The organism is Bacillus sp. 2175 (assembly GCF_057812155.1).
Genome location: NZ_CM173819.1, coordinates 2,411,311 through 2,429,016 on the forward strand (window position 1 = coordinate 2,411,311; position 17,706 = coordinate 2,429,016).

The window sequence follows — 17,706 nt, forward strand, 5'->3', positions numbered from 1 at the left end:
ATAGCTTCGCACCGCATCATGTTGAACCAATCGTTGATTCGCGAATTTATTTTCCTAACTCCCGCGAGAGTTTATAGCAACAGTATACAATAGTATTATTTTATGCATAAGCAATTCCTTTGCAAAATAGACCCTTTTCTCAAACTTTTCTTTCATTCTAAAGCCGTCCCGTTAAATACACAGGCTCCTACTATTTCTAAATGCATAAAATGGTAAGCGAAAGTATGGGGGGATACGATGTATAATTCAAATTATTATGATTGTTATAGGCAAAATGATAAGTTGATTAGTGATATTGAAAAAGCTATAAATGGAGAGTATAGCGCCATAAGCTGCTATGCAAAATTAGCGAATATGGCTCCAAATCAAGTAGAACAAAAACAAATTCTTGAAATTCGTAATGATGAAATAAAGCATTTCCACAACTTTGTACAAATTTATACGAACTTAACTGGCAGGCAGCCGAAACCACAAATTACTGAAGACTGCCCAAATACGTATTTACAAGGATTAGAGTTCGCTATACAAGATGAACAAAAAACAGTAGATTTTTATTTGGAAATTTCAGATGAGACATCCGATGTACATTTGAAAGAGTTGTTACGGAGAATAGCTGCGGATGAACAAAATCATGCAGTATGGTTTTTATATTATTTTGTAAAGTCGAAGTGAGCATTAAGAATGAACGGCTAATGTGGTGCATATATTAGAAATTATTTTAAAAGGCAGTGCAACAATTGAATGAAATATTTAAATGTAAGAAAAAGGAAACCGTTTCGCTAATAGTGGAGCGGTTTTTTATGATGTACATATGTATCGACAAAATATAGTAATTACATTTCATATATAATGTATGAAAATGAATAAGTTAGGAGCAAGCATATGAAAAGAGGGATTTTTGTAGATATTCCAAATGAATACAGCAATGTACTTTGGAAAGTGTTAAACCCAATTGATATTACTGAATTTGATTGGCGAGTGAGGGATGAGGAGTCCTACTTAATAGCACGTGGTGAATTGGATGAGGCATTATTTCCAGAAGAACCAAGTGTAGTGGAAGGGTTAGCATTGAAAAAGTTAGTTAAAGACAACATATATTATCTTATTTTTGCAGATTTAAAAGCATATCCTAAAGGAGAAAAAACGATAGATATTGAAACATATGAAGAGTTTAAGGAAAGTAAGTGTGAGCTAATCGTATTAGCAGTGGATGCTCAATGCATACAAATTTATGCGAAAGATCAAAAAGCGATTGAATTGATGTATGAAAACGCACGGAATCAAGGATTTTATGTAGAATATATTACAGATGAAAATGATGGAAGGACTCGTTTGTCAGTATGGTAGCAATTTGAAAGGGGAAAGGCAATATGGAGAGCAATATAAGTAAAGAATATGCAATTCGAATTGCTACTGAAAATGAAAGTGATAGTATTATCATTTTATTAAAAGAAGTAGCACAATGGCTACAATATAAAGAAGTGGATCAGTGGCAGTATCTTTTAGGAGAGGAAGCTACGGCTGAAATACTAGAATGTATAAGAGAGAAATATACGTATGTTGTTATGAAAGAAGATGAAATAGTTGGTACGATTACAGTTTCTCCTAAACAAAATGAATGGGATGAATACATTTTTGGTAAAGAGGAAGTTTCTAATTCATTATATATTCATAGATTTGCGGTGAAACGAAAATATAAGGGGAATGGAATAGGAGAGAGGGTTTTACAGTGGATAGACGAGAATGTACAATGTGATAAAGAGTATTTGAAGTTAGATTGCGTTGGACATAATCGTACGCTGAATGATTTTTATAAAAGAAGTGGTTTTGAGTATGTTGGGAGTACAGATGGACTTAGTAAATTTCAAAAGAGAAGGGGCAAGTGAATGAATCAAATTCATACTGATTTAGTTAAAAGATTGATAGGGGAACAATTTCCTAAATGGGCACATTTAGAAGTGAAGCCTGTAAAGTTTAGTGGGCATGATAATAGAACGTTTCATCTAGGGGATGAGATGAGTGTAAGATTGCCAAGTGACGCGGCATATGCGCCGCAAGTAGAGAAAGAAAATAAGTGGCTACCTATATTAAGTAAGGAGCTTTCTTTACCGATTTCTGCACCAATTGCGAAAGGAAATCCATCTGAAGAGTATCCATGGCCTTGGTCTATTAATAAGTGGATAGAAGGAGATACTATTACGAAACAAAATGTCCGTGACCTAAATGAATTTGCGGCGGACTTAGGATCATTTTTAGTGGAATTGCAGGCTATTGATGCGAGTAATGGCCCAATAGCTGGAGCGCATAATTTTTACCGAGGCGGGCTTATATCTGTATATGCTGAAGAGGCGAGAGTTGCTATTGAAAATAATAAGGATGTTTTTGACGAGGCATTATTAAAGCACCTTTGGAATGTAGCACTTAGTTCAACATGGGACCGTAAGCCAGTTTGGGTTCATGGGGATGTTGCACCTGGAAACTTACTTGTTAAGGACGGAAAGCTTTGTGCCGTAATTGATTTTGGTATTTTAGGAGTAGGGGATCCGGCTTGTGATGCAGCGATGGCGTGGACGTTTTTTGATGAAAATAGTAGAAATGTATTTAATGAAGTATTACGCATGGATGAAGAAACGTGGAATAGAGCGAGAGGATGGGCACTTTGGAAGGCGTTAATTACATATGATGCGAATAGGGATAGTAATGAAAAAGTAGCAGAAGAATCGTATCGTATCATTCAAGTGATTGTGGATGATTATGAGAGGTAGTAGAAAAAGCCTATTTTAAAATAGGCTTTTTTTATATGATGAAATAGTAGAAATGGAAAGAAGGAATCCAACATAATTATACAGAATATTTAGATAATAGGAGGTGTCGAATTTTGAGTGAAATTGAATTAAAGAGTAATGTAATTAAGACAGGGCAAGAGAAGGGAATTATTCTTCGGTTTATACTTGCTAGTCTCGTTGGAGTGTTTATGTTTTTCGTTCCTGTTACGATAAACGGTGCATCGTCTATTATGATTGATCATATCGTATCGTGGATTAGGGCTTCGGTTCCTGGCATAGTACCTTATTATGCATTATTTGTTATGGCAATTGGTGCGATTTATCCATTTTATACGAAGAAATGGAATGCATCTATCGTAGACATTTGTTTTTCTATTTTAAAAGTAGTTGGCGTTGTATTTGGCATATTATATTGTTTAAAAGTAGGACCAGCTTGGTTCTTTGCGCCAGATGTTGGACCGTTTTTGTATGAGAAGCTAGTCATATCAGTAAGTTTGCTCGTTCCAATTGGCTCGGCGTTTTTAGCGTTATTAGTCGGATATGGATTGCTTGAATTTATCGGTACATTTTGTCGTCCGATTATGAGGCCATTATGGAATACGCCGGGGAGATCGGCAATCGACGCAGTTGCGTCCTTCGTTGGAAGTTATTCGCTTGCTCTCCTTATTACGAATCGCGTGTATAAAGAAGGAAAGTATACGACAAAAGAAGCGGCGATTATCGCTACAGGATTTTCTACAGTATCCGCTACATTTATGATCATCATCGCAAAAACATTAGATATTATGCATTTATGGAATGTTTATTTTTGGACTACGCTTGTTGTAACATTCATCGTGACTGCTATCACCGTAAGAATCCCGCCCCTCAGTAGAAAACCAGATACATATGTAACAGAAGAAGGGTTCCCAGAGCCTGTTTATAAAGAAAAAATGTTAGAACGTGCTTGGGAAGATGCGTTAGAAGTATCAAAGTCTGCACCGAGCATTATGAAAAATATTGCATTAAATTTAAAAGACGGATTTATTATGACGATGGGAATTTTACCATCCATTATGTCAGTAGGATTAATTGGTATCGTCTTAGCGAAGTTTACGCCAATATTTGATTGGATCAGTTATATTTTCTATCCGTTTACATGGCTATTACAATTACCAGAAGCAGACTTAGCCGCTAAAGCCGCATCAGTTGGTATTGCAGAAATGTTTTTACCGTCATTATTAGTAGTAAGTGCACCAATTGTGACAAAGTTTGTTATTGCAGTTGTTTCCGTATCATCTATTTTGTTTTTCTCCGCTTCCATTCCTTGTATATTATCAACAGATATTCCGTTAAAAGTATCTGAACTTATTATTTTATATGTGCAGAGAACGATTTTAACGTTACTTATTATTACGCCGATTGCTTATTTATTGCTTTAAAGTTTTAATAAGATAAAGTTATAAAAAAGAAGCCGTCTGTAAAAAGAGGGCTTCTTTTGTTTAAAAGCAGGATATTCTTATTTATTTTTCGTATATGACGTAACGCTTCTTAAGAAGATTCCTAGTCCCGCAAAAAAGAACCCTAAGCATAATAAGCTGCCTGGCGTTCCCCAAGTAATTTGATCTAGCATTTTTTATCCCCTCCCGTTTATCATTATATAGAATTTATTGGGAATTACCAAAAAATTCTTTTTTAAGGGTTACTGATGAGTCTTCCTACCTTCCTTATACGAGAAGAATATATTTGAAAAGAATTCTTTGCTTTATATTTTTATATTATTATAATACGTTTTTATTCTTATGATATAGTAACAACAAAGGGGGCTTAAAAATGGAAATTATTCACGAAAGAGCAAAGTTGCGGTTAATGGATAATACTGATGTCGAAACTTTGTTTTCGATTGTAGAAGGAAATCGGGATATTTGGGCGTATTTAATCTCTAAAATGGATAGTGTGCAAGATATGCAACAATACGTTCAAAAAGCGATAAAGGGTTACGGAAGAGGTACTCAAATACCTTTCATAGTCGTAGATCAACAGTCGAATAAGATTGTAGGAAGTACACGTTTATATAATATTTCAGTAGAAGATAAGACAGTTGAGTTAGGGCAAACGTGGTATCATCCGAGTGTACAACGTACGAGTATAAATACAGAGTGTAAGTATATGCTTCTCCAGTATGCTTTTGAAAAATTGCATATGCTGAGAGTGCAAATTAAGACGGATGCAAGAAATGAAAAAGCACAACGAGCAATTGAAAGATTAGGCGCAGTAAAAGAAGGTGTGCTTAGAAATGAAAGAAAATTACCGAATGGTTATGTGAGAGATGCGGTGGTGTACAGTATTATCTCGAGTGAATGGCCAGGCGTAAAAGAACAATTGTTAGAAAAATTAGAGTTATATAAAGAAAAGTTATAATTCGTGTTTTGAAAGGTATATTGTTCGTGAGACATGAAAAATATACCTTTTTTCTTACAAAATGCTACTTTATTTTAATTCCTTTTGTTTCATCGTTCCCTTCTGAGAAAAAATTCGTTACAATGTAGTTGTATGGTAATAAACTTATGAATTTAAAAAATGTAATGAAAACCGCAAATGAAAATGAATTGATAATCCTCAATTTTAAATGAAAACCCTTTTATACATAAATAACAAGTAAAGTTCCTTCTTTTAAATAAACTCAAACAAAACGATTTGATATAAATGTTTTTTATAGAAGTATGGATGATGTACGGAGGCAATTACAAATGAAAGAAAATAAGAAGAGTAAGAAAAGACGAATCTTTCAAGTATTTTTACTAATGATTTGTTCTGCTATTTTATATGTAAGTTATGCAGCTTACGATATTTGGAGTTATCGTTTTAAAGCAAATGATGACGTGAAAACGGATGCTGGTATCGTACTAGGAGCAGCTTCGTGGAACGGAAAACCATCTCCTGTATTTAAAGAAAGAATTAATCATGCGATTTCTTTATATAAGAATGGAAATATCAAAAAGATTATTTTTACAGGTGGTACAAAGTTCGAGGCAGAACTTGAGGAAGCACGTACTGCAAGAGTATATGCAATGAAACAAGGTGTAAAAGAGGAAGATATTTTAATTGAAACTAAATCCCTTTTCACTGAAGAAAATTTAAAAAATGCGAAGCAAGTTGGAATAGAGAACGGAATACGCACATACACGATTGTAAGTGATCCACTTCATATGAAACGCGCAATGAGAATTGCAAAACATATTAATATTGAAGCGTATGCTTCACCAACGCCGACATCAGCATATAAAACGTTAGACACAGAAATTCCATTCTTCTTTAAAGAATTATTCTCGTATATTGGATATGTAACCTCTTTGCCATTAAAGGCATTGAAAGGAGATTAACATAAGAAAAGAACCTATCCTTAAATAGGAACTTTTCTTATTAGTCAAAAACATTGTATTTTTATCGGAATAGTGAAACAATAGAGAGGTAGCTTCATATAATCATAATGAAAAAGTGAGCGGTTGATGAATCGAACATAAAGGAGATTATAGTATGGCACTCTCATTTGTTGAAACAGAAGAACAATCTTTCATTATTGCACAAATAAATAAATTGATTCCGAAGTTCATGGAAAGGGAGCATCAGCTAAGTGAATTGGGATCATTTCCGTATGAAAATATAAATGATTTGAAAGATATCGGATATACGAAATTAACGTTACCGAAGGAATTTGGTGGTAGTGCGATTTCTTTATATGACTTTGTTTTATTTCAAGAGAAAATCGCGGAAGGCTGCGGAGCTACTGCATTATCGATTGGCTGGCATCTTGGCATTGTGAAAGAGCTAGCGGAAAATCGCTCTTGGAATGATGAGATGTTCAAATGGTTTTGCGAAGAAGTACGTAATGGTGCGCTCTTTAACAGGGCAGCGACAGAACCGAAAACAGGGAGTCCGACGCGTGGCGGCAAACCAGAAACAATAGCGGTTCAACAAGGCGAGAAGTGGGTTATAAATGGAAGAAAAACTTTTACAACGATGGCACCAGTACTTGATTATTTTATTATTTCAGCAAGTATGGAAGGCCAAGAAGAAGTTGGTGAGTTTGTTATTCCAAGAAATACACCCGGTGTATCTATTGAAGAAACGTGGGATAGCGTTGCAATGCGAGGGACTGCTAGCCACGACCTTGTCTTACAAAATGTAGAGATAGAAAGTCGCTTTTTTACAGATATAAAAGGCGGGAAAGTAAAACAAAAGGGTGTTGGCTGGTTGCTACATATACCAGCATGTTATTTAGGAATTGCACAATCAGCAAGAAATTATGCAGTTCAATTTGCGGAATCATACAAGCCAAACAGTTTAAACCATTCTATTAGTTTATTGCCGAATGTTAGAAGATTAGTTGGAGAATTAGAACTCGAGCTTATGCAAGCTCGCGTCTTTTTATATCAAATTGCGAAAAAGTACGATGAGGCAGAAGATAAACTATCACTACAAGCAGAATTAGCAGCCGTGAAATATGCTGTAACAAATGCGGCGATATCTATAGTGGATAAATCGATGCGCATCGTAGGAGCAAAAAGTTTATCAGAAAAAAATCCGCTCCATCGTTACTATTTAAACGTCAGAGCAGGACTGCATAATCCACCGATGGATGATGCAACATTGTCTATGCTGGCGGATGCGGCGTTTCGGTCGTAGTTTTTAAATTTTACATTTTATTGTTTATGGATATTATAGTTGTTTTGAAAGCACGGGTTTGATTAGTAATCAAACCCGTGCTTTTTATGTGTATGAAGTACTTAGTTGAGATGTAGGTTTTTAATATAAATGATTATCATGGTTTTGTGATTGTTTCTTGTTGAAAAATTCTTATTGTAATGCCAGTTTGGAGGCTGTATAAACATTTTTCGTATTTAATCCCAAATTAATGGTCTTTCTAAGTTTACCATTCGTAAATATTGTAAAAATTGACCTGCATGGACCGCATCATGATAGGCAATTCGTAATAGCATATCGCCTAAATATCGTTGATAGCCAACATCGCTTCTATCAATAAGTCTTGAATCTAGATCGGCTATGCTTATTGATTGAACATATTCTATGAAGTCAGTAAAGTATGATTGTGCCAATTCAATTTCTTTTTTTACACAAGTAATCGGCTCGTCATCATACGGGATACGTATGTCGTTTATTGAACCGTTGTTTTTTATAATCATATGGTAGTAAAAAGTTGAACTCCATACATGACGAATCATCTCACCAAAAGACATAGCCTCAGGATCAGGCTTCCAATTAAGAAAATTATTAGGAAGAGAATTCCATAATTTTTCTGAGCGCCTTCTCGTTTCTTTCAAATTTAATATACTAAGATCAATTGCATTCATAATACATTCTCCTTTACTATTAAACTTAAAATAATTGTATCAATTTAATAGTTAGGGTATCATCGAAATATGAATGTATATCCGAATATCTCATATATAGCTAAACTAATTGCTGAACCTACAAGAGCAATCATATTAGATTGTCTAATGAATAATCAGGCACTACCTGCTAGTGAATTGGCTTATATGGCAAAAGTGTCACATCCAACAATTAGTTCGCATCTTTCTAAATTAGTAGAAGGGAATTTACTTACAGTTGAACAACATGGTAGACATCGTTACTATCGACTTGCTAATCAAGAAGTTGCAGAAGTGCTTGAAAAGTTAGGGACAATCGCACCAACAGTTCAAGTTCGTTCTTTAAAACAATCAGGTCAACTAAAACAAATTCGTTATGCTCGAACTTGTTATGATCATCTTGCAGGCAAACTCGGTGTAGAGATAACTGAAAAATTACTAGATAGGCAATTTATAATTTTAGAGGATGGAGAATACATTGTAACGGAACAAGGTAAGCAATGGTTTCTGAATTTTGAAATAAATGTTGATGAGGCAGATACAAAAAGGAGGGTATTTGCAAAACCTTGCCTTGATTGGAGTGAACGACGCTACCATATTGCCGGTTGGTTAGGATCTGCAATAGCAAAACTATTTTTTGAACAGGAATGGATTACAAAAACGGATAAGAATCGGGCTGTCCATCTTACAAAGAAAGGTGTAAAGTTATTGGAAGATCAATTAGGCATTGATATGAAAACTGAGGAAAGGAAAGCTTGAAATTAGAAAAGTCCGTCAAAATGACGGGTTTTTTCATTATGGTAGGAGTGTACATGAATAATAGGATGTTACCAATAATTGTTGCCAATAAAAAAATCTTTCTTTTCATTCTTCTTTTTTAAGTTTTAAAGGAGAAAGCTAGGCTTCTTATTTTTACTAATGTTATAATAAGAAAAAAGCACGAAAAGAGGTCATCTCATGCTAGAGGTTATTGCAACATGTTTAGAAGATGTAAAACGAATTGAAAGCGCTGGCGGGAAGCGGATTGAATTAATTTCATCTTATACAGAAGGTGGTTTAACACCGAGTTATGCTTTTATAAAAAAAGCGGTAGAAGCGGTAAGTATACCAATTCATGTTATGATTCGTCCGCATGCGAAGTCTTTTACATATACGGAAGAAGAAATTGAAATGATGAAAGAAGATATTATAGTTGCACAGAAGTTAGGAGCAGCTGGTGTAGTATTAGGCGTATTAAATGAACGAAATGAAGTGGATGAAGAGAAATTAGCGGACTTACTATCTGTTGTAGATGGAATAAATGTAACGTACCACCGTGCGATAGATGATATAGAAAATCCAGTAGAAGCGATGAGAACTTTAAAGAAGTTTCATAAAGTGACTCACGTTTTAACTTCAGGTGGACAAGGAAATATAGTAGAGAATATTCCGGTGCTTACAGAAATGCAAAAGGTAAGCGATGGTCAAATTCAGCTTGTAGCTGGAGCTGGCGTGACGAAAGAAAATATAAAGCGATTGCTAGATGAAACTGGAATTACGCAGGCGCACGTCGGTACAGCGGTAAGAGAAGGAAAATCATGTTTTTCTGAAATAGATCCTAATTTAGTACAAGAATTAGTTGAAATAATAAAATAAGTGCTTAAGAAAGAGGAGAAACGATGAAGGAAAATACGAAGAAAGAATTATTCTCATGGGCTAAAACGATAGGGTTTACCCTTGTATTAATTGCTATTATTCGCGGTGTTTTATTTACACCTTCTTTAGTACAAGGTGAATCGATGATGCCCACTTTAGAAAATAACGAACGAGTTCTCGTGAATAAGATTGGTTATAGTATAAGTGGATTAGATCGCTTTGATATTATCGTCTTCCACGGAAAAGAAGGTTACGATTTAGTAAAACGAGTAATTGGTTTGCCAGGCGATACAGTTGAGTATAAAAATGATGTTTTATATGTAAACGGAAAAGCGATGGAAGAACCATATTTAAAACAGTTTAAAGAAAAAGCAGTAGGCCGTGTATTAACTCCAGACTTTACGTTAGAACAAATCACAGGGAAAACGAAAGTGCCAGAAGGCCAAGTATTTGTTTTAGGGGATAATCGTGAAGTTTCTAAGGATGGTCGCATGTTTGGCTTTATTTCAGAAGATGAAATTGTTGGAAAAGGACAAGCTGTTTTCTGGCCGTTGAAACAAGTAAGAGCGTTATAAAGTGTAGTGAAGTATGGGAGAGATATTCTTCCATGCTTTTTTATTTGCTTAAAATCTATTGATTGAATTGAAAGAATATTTTATAATTTTAAATTATATGTTTGTTTCGAAAAACGGAATTTAAGTTCCGTTTTTCGGAACGAAAGGGAGATAGAATGAGTATAAATAAAACGGCAGTTAAGACAATGGATATTTTAGAGTTGTTTTATGAGCATGAAGAGCTAAGTTTAACTGAGATGGTTCAGCTTACAAATATGCCGAAAACATCTGTTTATCGTTTAATTGGCTCGTTAGAAGAGATGGCGTTTTTACAAAAAAACGAAAAGGGGAAATATCGTTTAGGGGTCGTATTTTTACGGTTCGGTCAACTTGTTTCACACCGATTATCAGTAAGAAATATAGCAATTCCTTATATGAAAGAACTTAGAGATAGTTTAGGACAGGCAGTTAATTTAATAATTCAAGATGGTAATGACGCAATTTATGTTGAAAAGATGGAAGGTGTTCAGCCAGTACGCGTGTATACGGCAGTTGGAAGAAGAGCACCGCTTTATGCTGGTGCATGTCCAAGAATTTTACTATCGTATTTCTCTGAGGAAGAGAAACGGAGATACATAGAGGAAGTGGATTTAAAACAGTTTGCAGATGGAACAATCGTGGATAAGGAACAATTGTTAGAAGTGTTGCAAATGGCAAAAAAGGAAGGCTACACAATTAGTTATTCTGAGTTAGAAAATCATACAGCCGCGATAGCAGCACCCATTTTCGCGAGCGATGGAACGGTTGTAGCAGGCATTAGTATTTCAGGATTAGCAATTGAGTACAGCGAAAGTAACATTTCATATTTTATTGCGAAGGTGAAAGAAACAGCGCATCGCATTTCGAAAGAACTCGGCTTTTTGGCATAGAAAGAGGGAGTAGGATGAAATTTTCTGCGTTAGGGGATCAAGCAATTATTGTTACATTTGGTGAAGAAATTAAGATGGATATATATGAGAAAGTACAGCGGTTATTTCAAGCACTGCAGCAACATCCGTTTGCAGGAATGATTGAGTGTGTTCCATCGTTTACTTCATTAGCTGTTTACTACAATGTATACGAAGTATGGAAGAGAAATGAGAGAAGTGAAAGGTCATATGATTACGTTCGCCAGTATATAAAGGAACTGTGTGATTCTTATAAAGAAGAAGTAAAACAGGATGTGAAACATATTTCTATACCAGTGTGCTACGGGGAAGAATATGGACCTGATTTAGAAGAGGTCGCGCATTATCACGGTTTACAAGTAGAAGATGTGATTCGAATACATAGTGAAACTACATATTTTGTATATATGCTTGGTTTTACACCAGGGTTCCCGTATTTAGGAGGATTATCAAAAGAATTAGGAACACCTAGAAAAGAAACACCACGGTTACAAATCTCTCCTGGTTCAGTAGGTATTGGGGGAAATCAAACAGGTATATATCCGCTTGAAACACCGGGAGGATGGAATATTATCGGCCGAACTCCTATTTCATTATTTAATCCGGAAGAAGAAATACCAACATATATTCAAAGTGGTATGTATTTACGATTTATTCCAATAACGAAGGAAGAGTACGTATCACTTGAGGGGGTTAAAGAATGGATGTAGAAGTTTTGCATGCGGGAATGTTTACAACAGTCCAAGATTTAGGGCGATCTCATTATCAACAATACGGTGTGCCAGTTGGCGGGGCGATGGATCAAAGTGCACTTCGGATGATCAATATGTTAGTTGGTAATGAAGAGAATGAAGCGGGACTCGAAATGACGATTATGGGACCTAAATTGTTAATAAAGAAAACGACTTTACTTGCGATTGGCGGAGCAGACATGGAACCGTTGTTAAATGGAGAACGTATCCCATTATGGCGTCCCATTTTAGCGGAAGAAGGTAGTATGCTTTGTTTTGGAAAAGTGAAAAGTGGTTGTAGAGCGTATGTGACTTTTGCGGGTGGTATACATATTGAGCGTACAATGGGAAGCAAAAGTACGTACATACGTGCTGCGATTGGTGGTATAGAAGGAAGAATGCTGAAAAAAGGAGATTGTTTTCAAATTGGTACGTACTCAGAAATGGCGAATCGTTTCATTCAAGACTTACAAAAAGATGAGCGAATAAAAACGAAATGGGTAATTAGCAACAGCGTACTACCAAAGTATAAGAAACATCCTAAGCTTCGTGTCATAGCTGACTTTGAATACGATCAATTTACAGAAGAAAGTAGAAAGGCATTTTTTACGAAAGAGTATAAGGTATCTAATTATGCTGACCGTATGGGCTATAGGGTTGAGGGAGAAGTTTTAAATAGGATTCAAGAAAAAGAGATTTTATCGAGTCCTGTTACATTTGGAACCATTCAAGTTCCTAATGGCGGACAGCCGATTATATTAATGGCAGATAGGCAAACGACAGGTGGCTATCCGAGAATGGGAGATATCATTTCAGTAGATTTACCTCTTCTTGCCCAGCTAAAGCCGGGGGACTATGTTTCTTTTGAGAAAATTACGCTTGAAGAAGCGGAACAATTGTACATAGAACAAGAAGTAAATATGAATCTATTAAAGAAATTCATCGCTTTACGAAGCTGGAATTAGGAGGAATACATTGTGACTACAATCGATTTAAACTGTGATTTAGGAGAAAGTTTTGGAGTTTATAAAATGGGGAATGATGATGAAATTCTTCCGTTCGTTTCCTCTATAAACGTTGCTTGCGGTTTTCATGCGGGTGATCCGTCTATTATGCGTCAAACTGTTGAAAAAGCTTTGGAGTATAACGTAGCAATAGGGGCGCATCCTGGATTTCCTGATTTAATTGGATTTGGTAGAAGAAACATGAATGTTTCAGCAAGTGAAGTATACGATTATGTTTTATATCAAATCGGCGCATTAGACGGGTTTGTAAAAGTGGCTGGCGGGAAGATGCATCATGTAAAGCCGCACGGTGCCTTATATAATATGGCGGCGTCTAATCCGGAAATTGCAGATGCAATCGCAAAGGCAATTTATCATATAAATCCAAGTCTATTACTTTACGGATTAGCAAATAGCGAGGCGTTTATACAGGCTGCAGAAAAATACAATGTAACTCTCGTACAAGAGGCTTTTGCGGATCGTACGTATAAGCAAGATGGTACATTAACGAGCCGTACAGAAGAAAATGCGCTTATAAAAGATGAAGACGAAGCGATAAAGCAAGTACTTCAAATGGTGAAAGAAGGCCATGTAAATTCGATCAATGGAGAGAAAGTAGCAGTTCAGGCGCAAACGATTTGTTTACACGGTGATGGGGAAAAAGCAGTGCAATTTGCAGAAAGAATATACAGAACATTCGGACATGATGGTATTTCTATATGTGCACCGAAATAAAAAATGAGGGGAAGTGTTGGAATTGGTGAAATTAATCGGGATATTATTAGTGGCAGTGGGCTTTTTATTTAGATTAAATACACTTTTAGTAGTTATGGTTGCAGGTATTGTTACTGGTATGGTTTCAGGATTAAGTTTTTATGATGTGATCAGCATGTTCGGTAAATTTTTCATAGAAAATAGATATATGTCTATGCCAATTATATTAACTTTACCGGTAATCGGAATTTTAGAGCGTTACGGTTTAAAAGAAAGAGCCGAAGCACTTATAACGAAATCAAAAGGAGCAACAACTGGAAGAGTATTAATGTCATATTTTACGATAAGAGAATCATCAGCAGCACTAGGGCTTAATATTGGTGGGCATGCGCAAACAGTAAGGCCGCTCGTTGCACCGATGGCAGAAGGGGCTGCGCAAGGTAAATACGGTAAACTTCCTGAAAAATTAAGAGAAAAGATTAAAGCAAACGCAGCTGCTGCGGAAAATACAGCTTGGTTTTTCGGAGAAGATATTTTCATCGCAACTGGTGCTATTTTATTAATGAAAGGATTCTTCGATTCAGTAGGTATGCATGTCGGTGTATGGGATATGGCACTTTGGGGCATTCCGACAGCAATATCTGCACTTATTGTAAGCTGGATTAGATTTAGAAGGTTTGATAAATATATAGAGAAAACAATGAAGGCAGAAGGAAAAGAAGAGAAGGAGGCAATCTAATATGAACATCATCACAATGGATACAATCTATTATGTATTAGGGATAATTGTTGCTTTTATCGCTGTTCGTATCGCATTCGATCGTGAACATCCAAACAGATTCGGTTCTAGTTTATTTTGGGCATTGTTTGCAGTTACATTTTTATTTGGAAATGTAATTCCTTCGTTTTACGTTGGCTGTATCGTGCTCGCTATGGTCGTTTTAGCCTCGCTAAATAAAGTGACAAAATCAGAGGAAAAAGAAGTTCCAGTACAAGAACGTGTAAAACATGCTGAGAAATTAAAAAATAAAATTTTTATGCCTGCACTATTAATTCCTATTTTTACAATTATCGGTACGTTGACGTTAGGGAAAATTAAATGGGGAAATGTCTCTCTTGTTGATCCAGATAAAGTAACTTTAGTTGCATTAGCGCTTGGTGCATTACTCGCATTTGTCGCGGCGATGCGTATTACAAAATCGAAAATAACAACGCCTGTTCAAGAAGGAAGCAGACTATTACAAGCTGTCGGCTGGGCTGTTATTTTACCACAAATGTTAGCGGCACTTGGCGGTATTTTCGCGAAGTCGGGCGTTGGACAAGTCGTTTCTGATTTAGTCGGACAAGTGTTACCGACAGAGTATCCGTTCGTTGCTGTTATGGCGTACTGTTTAGGCATGATGCTATTTACAGTCGTAATGGGAAATGCATTCGCAGCGTTTGCTGTTATTACTGGCGGAATTGGCTTACCTTTAATAGTTCAAATGCACGGCGGAAACCCAGCAATTATGGCAGCACTCGGTATGTTTGCTGGATATTGCGGAACACTGCTTACGCCAATGGCAGCAAACTTTAATATCGTACCTGCGATGCTTTTAGAGCTAAAGGATAAAAATGCGGTTATTAAAGCGCAAGTACCAATTGCTCTTTCAATTTTTATCATAAATATGTTTATTATGTACGGCCTTGTATATCGTTTTTAATTAGGAGGATAAAACTATGAAAACAGTATTATTAACAGGGTTTGATCCGTTTGGCGGAGAAAATATCAATCCAGCTTGGGAAGTAGCAAAAGGTTTGCATGAAAAAACAATTGGAGAATACAAGATAATAAGCAAACAAATACCAACTGTATTTCATAAATCAATAAGCGTATTAAAAGAGTATATAGAAGAACTAGGGCCGGAAATTACTATATGTATCGGACAAGCTGGGGGCAGACCAGATATTACGATAGAACGTGTCGCAATTAATATTGATGATGCAAGAATTGCTGATAATGAAGGGAATCAGCCAGTAGATGTACCGGTTGTAGAAGAAGGAGCGATTGCGTATTGGTCTACACTTCCGATGAAAGCAATCGTAAAAAAACTTCGCGAAGAGGGCATACCGTCATCTGTTTCACAGACGGCAGGCACATTCGTTTGTAATCACTTATTCTATGGACTTATGCATGAATTAGAGAAACATGATAAGAAAATAAAAGGCGGATTCATTCATATTCCGTTTTTACCAGAACAAGCGAGTAATTATCCAGGGCAACCGAGTATGTCACTTTCTACTATTAGTAAGGGAATAGAATTGGCAATTGAAGTAACGATGACAGTTGAAGTAGATATTGTAGAGATTGGGGGCGCAACGCATTAAGTAAAATGAATTGTACAACACCTCCTGTAAACAACTGGTATAATAAGAATAGGAAAATACATAGAGGTGATTTTTGTGCAACAATTTGAAGAAGTACGTTTAATTTTAGAAAAAGCGAAGAAAATTACAGTATTAACAGGCGCTGGTGCAAGTACGGAAAGTGGTATCCCAGATTTCCGTTCAGCAAATGGATTGTATGCTGATGCGAATGTGGAGATGTATTTATCAAGAGGGTACTATAACCGAAGTCCGAAAGAATTTTGGAAGCATTATAAAGAAATCTTTCAAATTAATACGTTCCATCAATATAAACCAAATCGTGGACATCGTTTTTTAGCTGAGCTAGAAGAACAAGGGAAAGATATTACGATTTTAACGCAAAATATTGACGGTTTACATCAATTAGGTGGCAGTAAACATGTCATTGATTTACATGGAACACTTCAAACAGCACATTGTCCGAAGTGTAAAGCGGGATATGATTTACAGTATATGATTGATCATGAAGTGCCGCGCTGTGAGAAGTGTAATTTCATTTTAAATCCAGACGTTGTTTTATACGGAGATACACTGCCTCAATATCAAAATGCGATGAAACGTTTATATGAAACAGATGTACTTCTCGTTATGGGAACGTCATTAAAAGTACAACCTGTCGCTTCATTCCCGGAAATCGCAAAGAGAGAAGTAGGGGCAACAACTATTTTAGTAAATGAAGAGTTAACAGGACAAGAATATAACTTTGACTTTGTTTTTCAAAATAAGATTGGTGAGTTTGTTGAAGGGTTATCTTCAATGAAATAAGTTAACGAAAAAACTGAGGTATCTACCTCAGTTTTTTATTTGGGTAATCGCTGTATTAAGCAACATGAAAACAGGTCGATAATGTAGTAATCACATCTCTATAATTTATAAAAAAGGTTTTAGTCGGCAAAATAGCAGAATAGGAAGAAATGTTTTCTTTAACCAATAAACAATCGTCATAAAGTAAGCTAATATGTAGCTGTTGTAAAGGTTCTATTTCGTTTTGCTTTAAGTATAAAACTAAATCGTTAAAAAGTTGTTGCCCATATTCATCTACAGAACGTTCTAATGAAAGTTGACCTACTATGCTAGTCCACCATACTTGAAAACTACATACTAATTCTTTAAAAGAGTCTTCATTACATAATTGGGTGTTAAAAAGCTTCTCATAGAAGATATGGTTTTCTTCATGAAAAATTTGTAAATCATATCTGTCGTTAGCAGTTTGCTTACGAAGAGTCAGCCATAATTCTTTGAAATTTATTTTAAAGTCAGTGGAGAAATGTAATGTTTTTGTTATGTAAGGAAAACGAAAATTTTCTTTTTTTCCTTTTTGATTGAGATAAATATTTTGAATGTAGATCATAAAGTTTAAACAATGTGGCGTTTTAGTATGTATGATAAACGAATCTGTCATTTTCGTTCTCTCCTTAAGTAATGTCTTTTATGAATTTATTTCTTTAGTATACAAAGAAATGTAAACTAATGGTATAAAAATAAATTTGCTCCATTTTTCTTTTAGAATAATATTCATTTTATTGTGCATTAAGGGAATGGTAATAAATAGGGTATAAA

General features: G+C 35.6%; 21 protein-coding genes. 19 read left to right on the top strand and 2 right to left on the bottom strand.

All coding sequences use genetic code 11. The features are described 5' to 3' along the window. Positions 1 to 237: 237 nt before the first annotated feature. The 8 genes from ACXKY9_RS12565 (at position 238) to ACXKY9_RS12600 (ending at position 7,451) form a co-directional block, all read left to right on the top strand. Positions 238 to 672 carry a ferritin-like domain-containing protein gene (locus tag ACXKY9_RS12565; RefSeq protein WP_000282817.1) on the top strand — a complete coding sequence of 145 codons (435 nt, stop codon included), beginning with the start codon at positions 238 to 240 and terminating at the stop codon, positions 670 to 672. Between the two features lie 210 nt (positions 673 to 882). After that, positions 883 to 1,347, top strand: a complete 465-nt coding sequence (locus ACXKY9_RS12570) for a DUF2691 family protein (protein ID WP_000820157.1) — start codon at positions 883 to 885, stop codon at positions 1,345 to 1,347. Positions 1,348 to 1,370: 23 nt separating this feature from the next. Further along, the gene (locus tag ACXKY9_RS12575) at positions 1,371 to 1,886 is read left to right on the top strand and encodes a GNAT family N-acetyltransferase (protein ID WP_000445466.1); all 516 of its coding nucleotides are present in this window, start codon (positions 1,371 to 1,373) and stop codon (positions 1,884 to 1,886) included. After that, positions 1,887 to 2,765 carry an aminoglycoside phosphotransferase family protein gene (locus ACXKY9_RS12580; protein ID WP_001071799.1) on the top strand — a complete coding sequence of 293 codons (879 nt, stop codon included), beginning with the start codon at positions 1,887 to 1,889 and terminating at the stop codon, positions 2,763 to 2,765. A 113-nt stretch (positions 2,766 to 2,878) separates the two neighbouring features. Beyond that, a complete protein-coding gene (locus ACXKY9_RS12585; RefSeq protein WP_001289412.1) occupies positions 2,879 to 4,207 on the top strand; it encodes a YjiH family protein in 1,329 nt (442 codons plus the stop codon). Positions 4,208 to 4,598: 391 nt separating this feature from the next. Further along, positions 4,599 to 5,186, top strand: coding sequence for a GNAT family N-acetyltransferase (locus tag ACXKY9_RS12590; RefSeq protein ID WP_000402585.1), 588 nt, complete (start codon positions 4,599 to 4,601; stop codon positions 5,184 to 5,186). 329 nt (positions 5,187 to 5,515) lie between these two features. Then, positions 5,516 to 6,148, top strand: coding sequence for a YdcF family protein (locus ACXKY9_RS12595; RefSeq protein WP_000662216.1), 633 nt, complete (start codon positions 5,516 to 5,518; stop codon positions 6,146 to 6,148). A gap of 154 nt (positions 6,149 to 6,302) precedes the next feature. After that, positions 6,303 to 7,451: an acyl-CoA dehydrogenase family protein gene (locus ACXKY9_RS12600; RefSeq protein WP_001218345.1), complete on the top strand. Its 1,149-nt coding sequence runs from the start codon at positions 6,303 to 6,305 to the stop codon at positions 7,449 to 7,451. A gap of 215 nt (positions 7,452 to 7,666) precedes the next feature. Here ACXKY9_RS12600 and ACXKY9_RS12605 read toward each other — a convergent pair whose 3' ends face one another. Next, entirely contained in the window at positions 7,667 to 8,137 is a 471-nt protein-coding gene (locus ACXKY9_RS12605; RefSeq protein WP_000991282.1) for a DinB family protein, read from the bottom strand. A 69-nt stretch (positions 8,138 to 8,206) separates the two neighbouring features. Here ACXKY9_RS12605 and ACXKY9_RS12610 point away from each other — a divergent pair, with 69 nt between their 5' ends. From ACXKY9_RS12610 to ACXKY9_RS12660, 11 genes are all read left to right on the top strand, one after another. Continuing rightward, positions 8,207 to 8,914, top strand: coding sequence for an ArsR/SmtB family transcription factor (locus ACXKY9_RS12610; RefSeq protein WP_001103803.1), 708 nt, complete (start codon positions 8,207 to 8,209; stop codon positions 8,912 to 8,914). A gap of 198 nt (positions 8,915 to 9,112) precedes the next feature. Then, the gene (locus tag ACXKY9_RS12615) at positions 9,113 to 9,790 is read left to right on the top strand and encodes a copper homeostasis protein CutC (protein ID WP_000895111.1); all 678 of its coding nucleotides are present in this window, start codon (positions 9,113 to 9,115) and stop codon (positions 9,788 to 9,790) included. A gap of 23 nt (positions 9,791 to 9,813) precedes the next feature. Continuing rightward, complete coding sequence (gene lepB / locus ACXKY9_RS12620; protein ID WP_000662490.1) at positions 9,814 to 10,365, top strand: signal peptidase I; 552 nt, start codon at positions 9,814 to 9,816, stop codon at positions 10,363 to 10,365. A 155-nt stretch (positions 10,366 to 10,520) separates the two neighbouring features. Next, a complete protein-coding gene (locus ACXKY9_RS12625) occupies positions 10,521 to 11,273 on the top strand; it encodes an IclR family transcriptional regulator (RefSeq protein ID WP_000026350.1) in 753 nt (250 codons plus the stop codon). Between the two features lie 14 nt (positions 11,274 to 11,287). Beyond that, a complete protein-coding gene (gene pxpB / locus ACXKY9_RS12630) occupies positions 11,288 to 12,001 on the top strand; it encodes a 5-oxoprolinase subunit PxpB (RefSeq protein ID WP_000672266.1) in 714 nt (237 codons plus the stop codon). Then, positions 11,992 to 12,987, top strand: a complete 996-nt coding sequence (locus ACXKY9_RS12635) for a 5-oxoprolinase subunit C family protein (RefSeq protein ID WP_000382231.1) — start codon at positions 11,992 to 11,994, stop codon at positions 12,985 to 12,987. The genes pxpB and ACXKY9_RS12635 overlap by 10 nt, the downstream gene beginning before the upstream one ends. A 12-nt stretch (positions 12,988 to 12,999) precedes the next feature. After that, the gene (gene pxpA / locus ACXKY9_RS12640; RefSeq protein ID WP_000207356.1) at positions 13,000 to 13,761 is read left to right on the top strand and encodes a 5-oxoprolinase subunit PxpA; all 762 of its coding nucleotides are present in this window, start codon (positions 13,000 to 13,002) and stop codon (positions 13,759 to 13,761) included. A 22-nt stretch (positions 13,762 to 13,783) separates the two neighbouring features. After that, a complete protein-coding gene (locus ACXKY9_RS12645; protein ID WP_000239809.1) occupies positions 13,784 to 14,479 on the top strand; it encodes a DUF969 domain-containing protein in 696 nt (231 codons plus the stop codon). A gap of 1 nt (position 14,480) precedes the next feature. Next, positions 14,481 to 15,443 (top strand): DUF979 domain-containing protein, encoded by a 963-nt coding sequence (locus tag ACXKY9_RS12650; RefSeq protein ID WP_001021658.1) that lies wholly within the window; start codon positions 14,481 to 14,483, stop codon positions 15,441 to 15,443. Positions 15,444 to 15,459: 16 nt separating this feature from the next. Then, positions 15,460 to 16,107, top strand: coding sequence for a pyroglutamyl-peptidase I (gene pcp, locus ACXKY9_RS12655; protein WP_000859707.1), 648 nt, complete (start codon positions 15,460 to 15,462; stop codon positions 16,105 to 16,107). Positions 16,108 to 16,182: 75 nt separating this feature from the next. Beyond that, a complete protein-coding gene (locus ACXKY9_RS12660) occupies positions 16,183 to 16,911 on the top strand; it encodes an NAD-dependent protein deacylase (RefSeq protein ID WP_001183779.1) in 729 nt (242 codons plus the stop codon). Between the two features lie 55 nt (positions 16,912 to 16,966). On the opposite strand, the gene ACXKY9_RS12665 is transcribed toward ACXKY9_RS12660, so the two are convergent. After that, positions 16,967 to 17,548, bottom strand: coding sequence for a hypothetical protein (locus tag ACXKY9_RS12665; RefSeq protein WP_000132262.1), 582 nt, complete (start codon positions 17,546 to 17,548; stop codon positions 16,967 to 16,969). Positions 17,549 to 17,706 lie beyond the last annotated feature (158 nt).

Bases quoted from the DNA above. Each gene is read 5' to 3' on its own strand.
- ACXKY9_RS12565 (WP_000282817.1), top strand. From the start codon at position 238: ATGTATAATTCAAATTATTATGATTGTTATAGGCAAAATGATAAGTTG.
- ACXKY9_RS12570 (WP_000820157.1), top strand. From the start codon at position 883: ATGAAAAGAGGGATTTTTGTAGATATTCCAAATGAATACAGCAATGTA.
- ACXKY9_RS12575 (WP_000445466.1), top strand. From the start codon at position 1,371: ATGGAGAGCAATATAAGTAAAGAATATGCAATTCGAATTGCTACTGAA.
- ACXKY9_RS12580 (WP_001071799.1), top strand. From the start codon at position 1,887: ATGAATCAAATTCATACTGATTTAGTTAAAAGATTGATAGGGGAACAA.
- ACXKY9_RS12590 (WP_000402585.1), top strand. From the start codon at position 4,599: ATGGAAATTATTCACGAAAGAGCAAAGTTGCGGTTAATGGATAATACT.
- ACXKY9_RS12595 (WP_000662216.1), top strand. From the start codon at position 5,516: ATGAAAGAAAATAAGAAGAGTAAGAAAAGACGAATCTTTCAAGTATTT.
- ACXKY9_RS12600 (WP_001218345.1), top strand. From the start codon at position 6,303: ATGGCACTCTCATTTGTTGAAACAGAAGAACAATCTTTCATTATTGCA.
- ACXKY9_RS12605 (WP_000991282.1), bottom strand. From the start codon at position 8,137: ATGAATGCAATTGATCTTAGTATATTAAATTTGAAAGAAACGAGAAGG.
- ACXKY9_RS12610 (WP_001103803.1), top strand. From the start codon at position 8,207: ATGAATGTATATCCGAATATCTCATATATAGCTAAACTAATTGCTGAA.
- ACXKY9_RS12615 (WP_000895111.1), top strand. From the start codon at position 9,113: ATGCTAGAGGTTATTGCAACATGTTTAGAAGATGTAAAACGAATTGAA.
- lepB (WP_000662490.1), top strand. From the start codon at position 9,814: ATGAAGGAAAATACGAAGAAAGAATTATTCTCATGGGCTAAAACGATA.
- ACXKY9_RS12625 (WP_000026350.1), top strand. From the start codon at position 10,521: ATGAGTATAAATAAAACGGCAGTTAAGACAATGGATATTTTAGAGTTG.
- pxpB (WP_000672266.1), top strand. From the start codon at position 11,288: ATGAAATTTTCTGCGTTAGGGGATCAAGCAATTATTGTTACATTTGGT.
- ACXKY9_RS12635 (WP_000382231.1), top strand. From the start codon at position 11,992: ATGGATGTAGAAGTTTTGCATGCGGGAATGTTTACAACAGTCCAAGAT.
- ACXKY9_RS12650 (WP_001021658.1), top strand. From the start codon at position 14,481: ATGAACATCATCACAATGGATACAATCTATTATGTATTAGGGATAATT.
- pcp (WP_000859707.1), top strand. From the start codon at position 15,460: ATGAAAACAGTATTATTAACAGGGTTTGATCCGTTTGGCGGAGAAAAT.
- ACXKY9_RS12665 (WP_000132262.1), bottom strand. From the start codon at position 17,548: ATGACAGATTCGTTTATCATACATACTAAAACGCCACATTGTTTAAAC.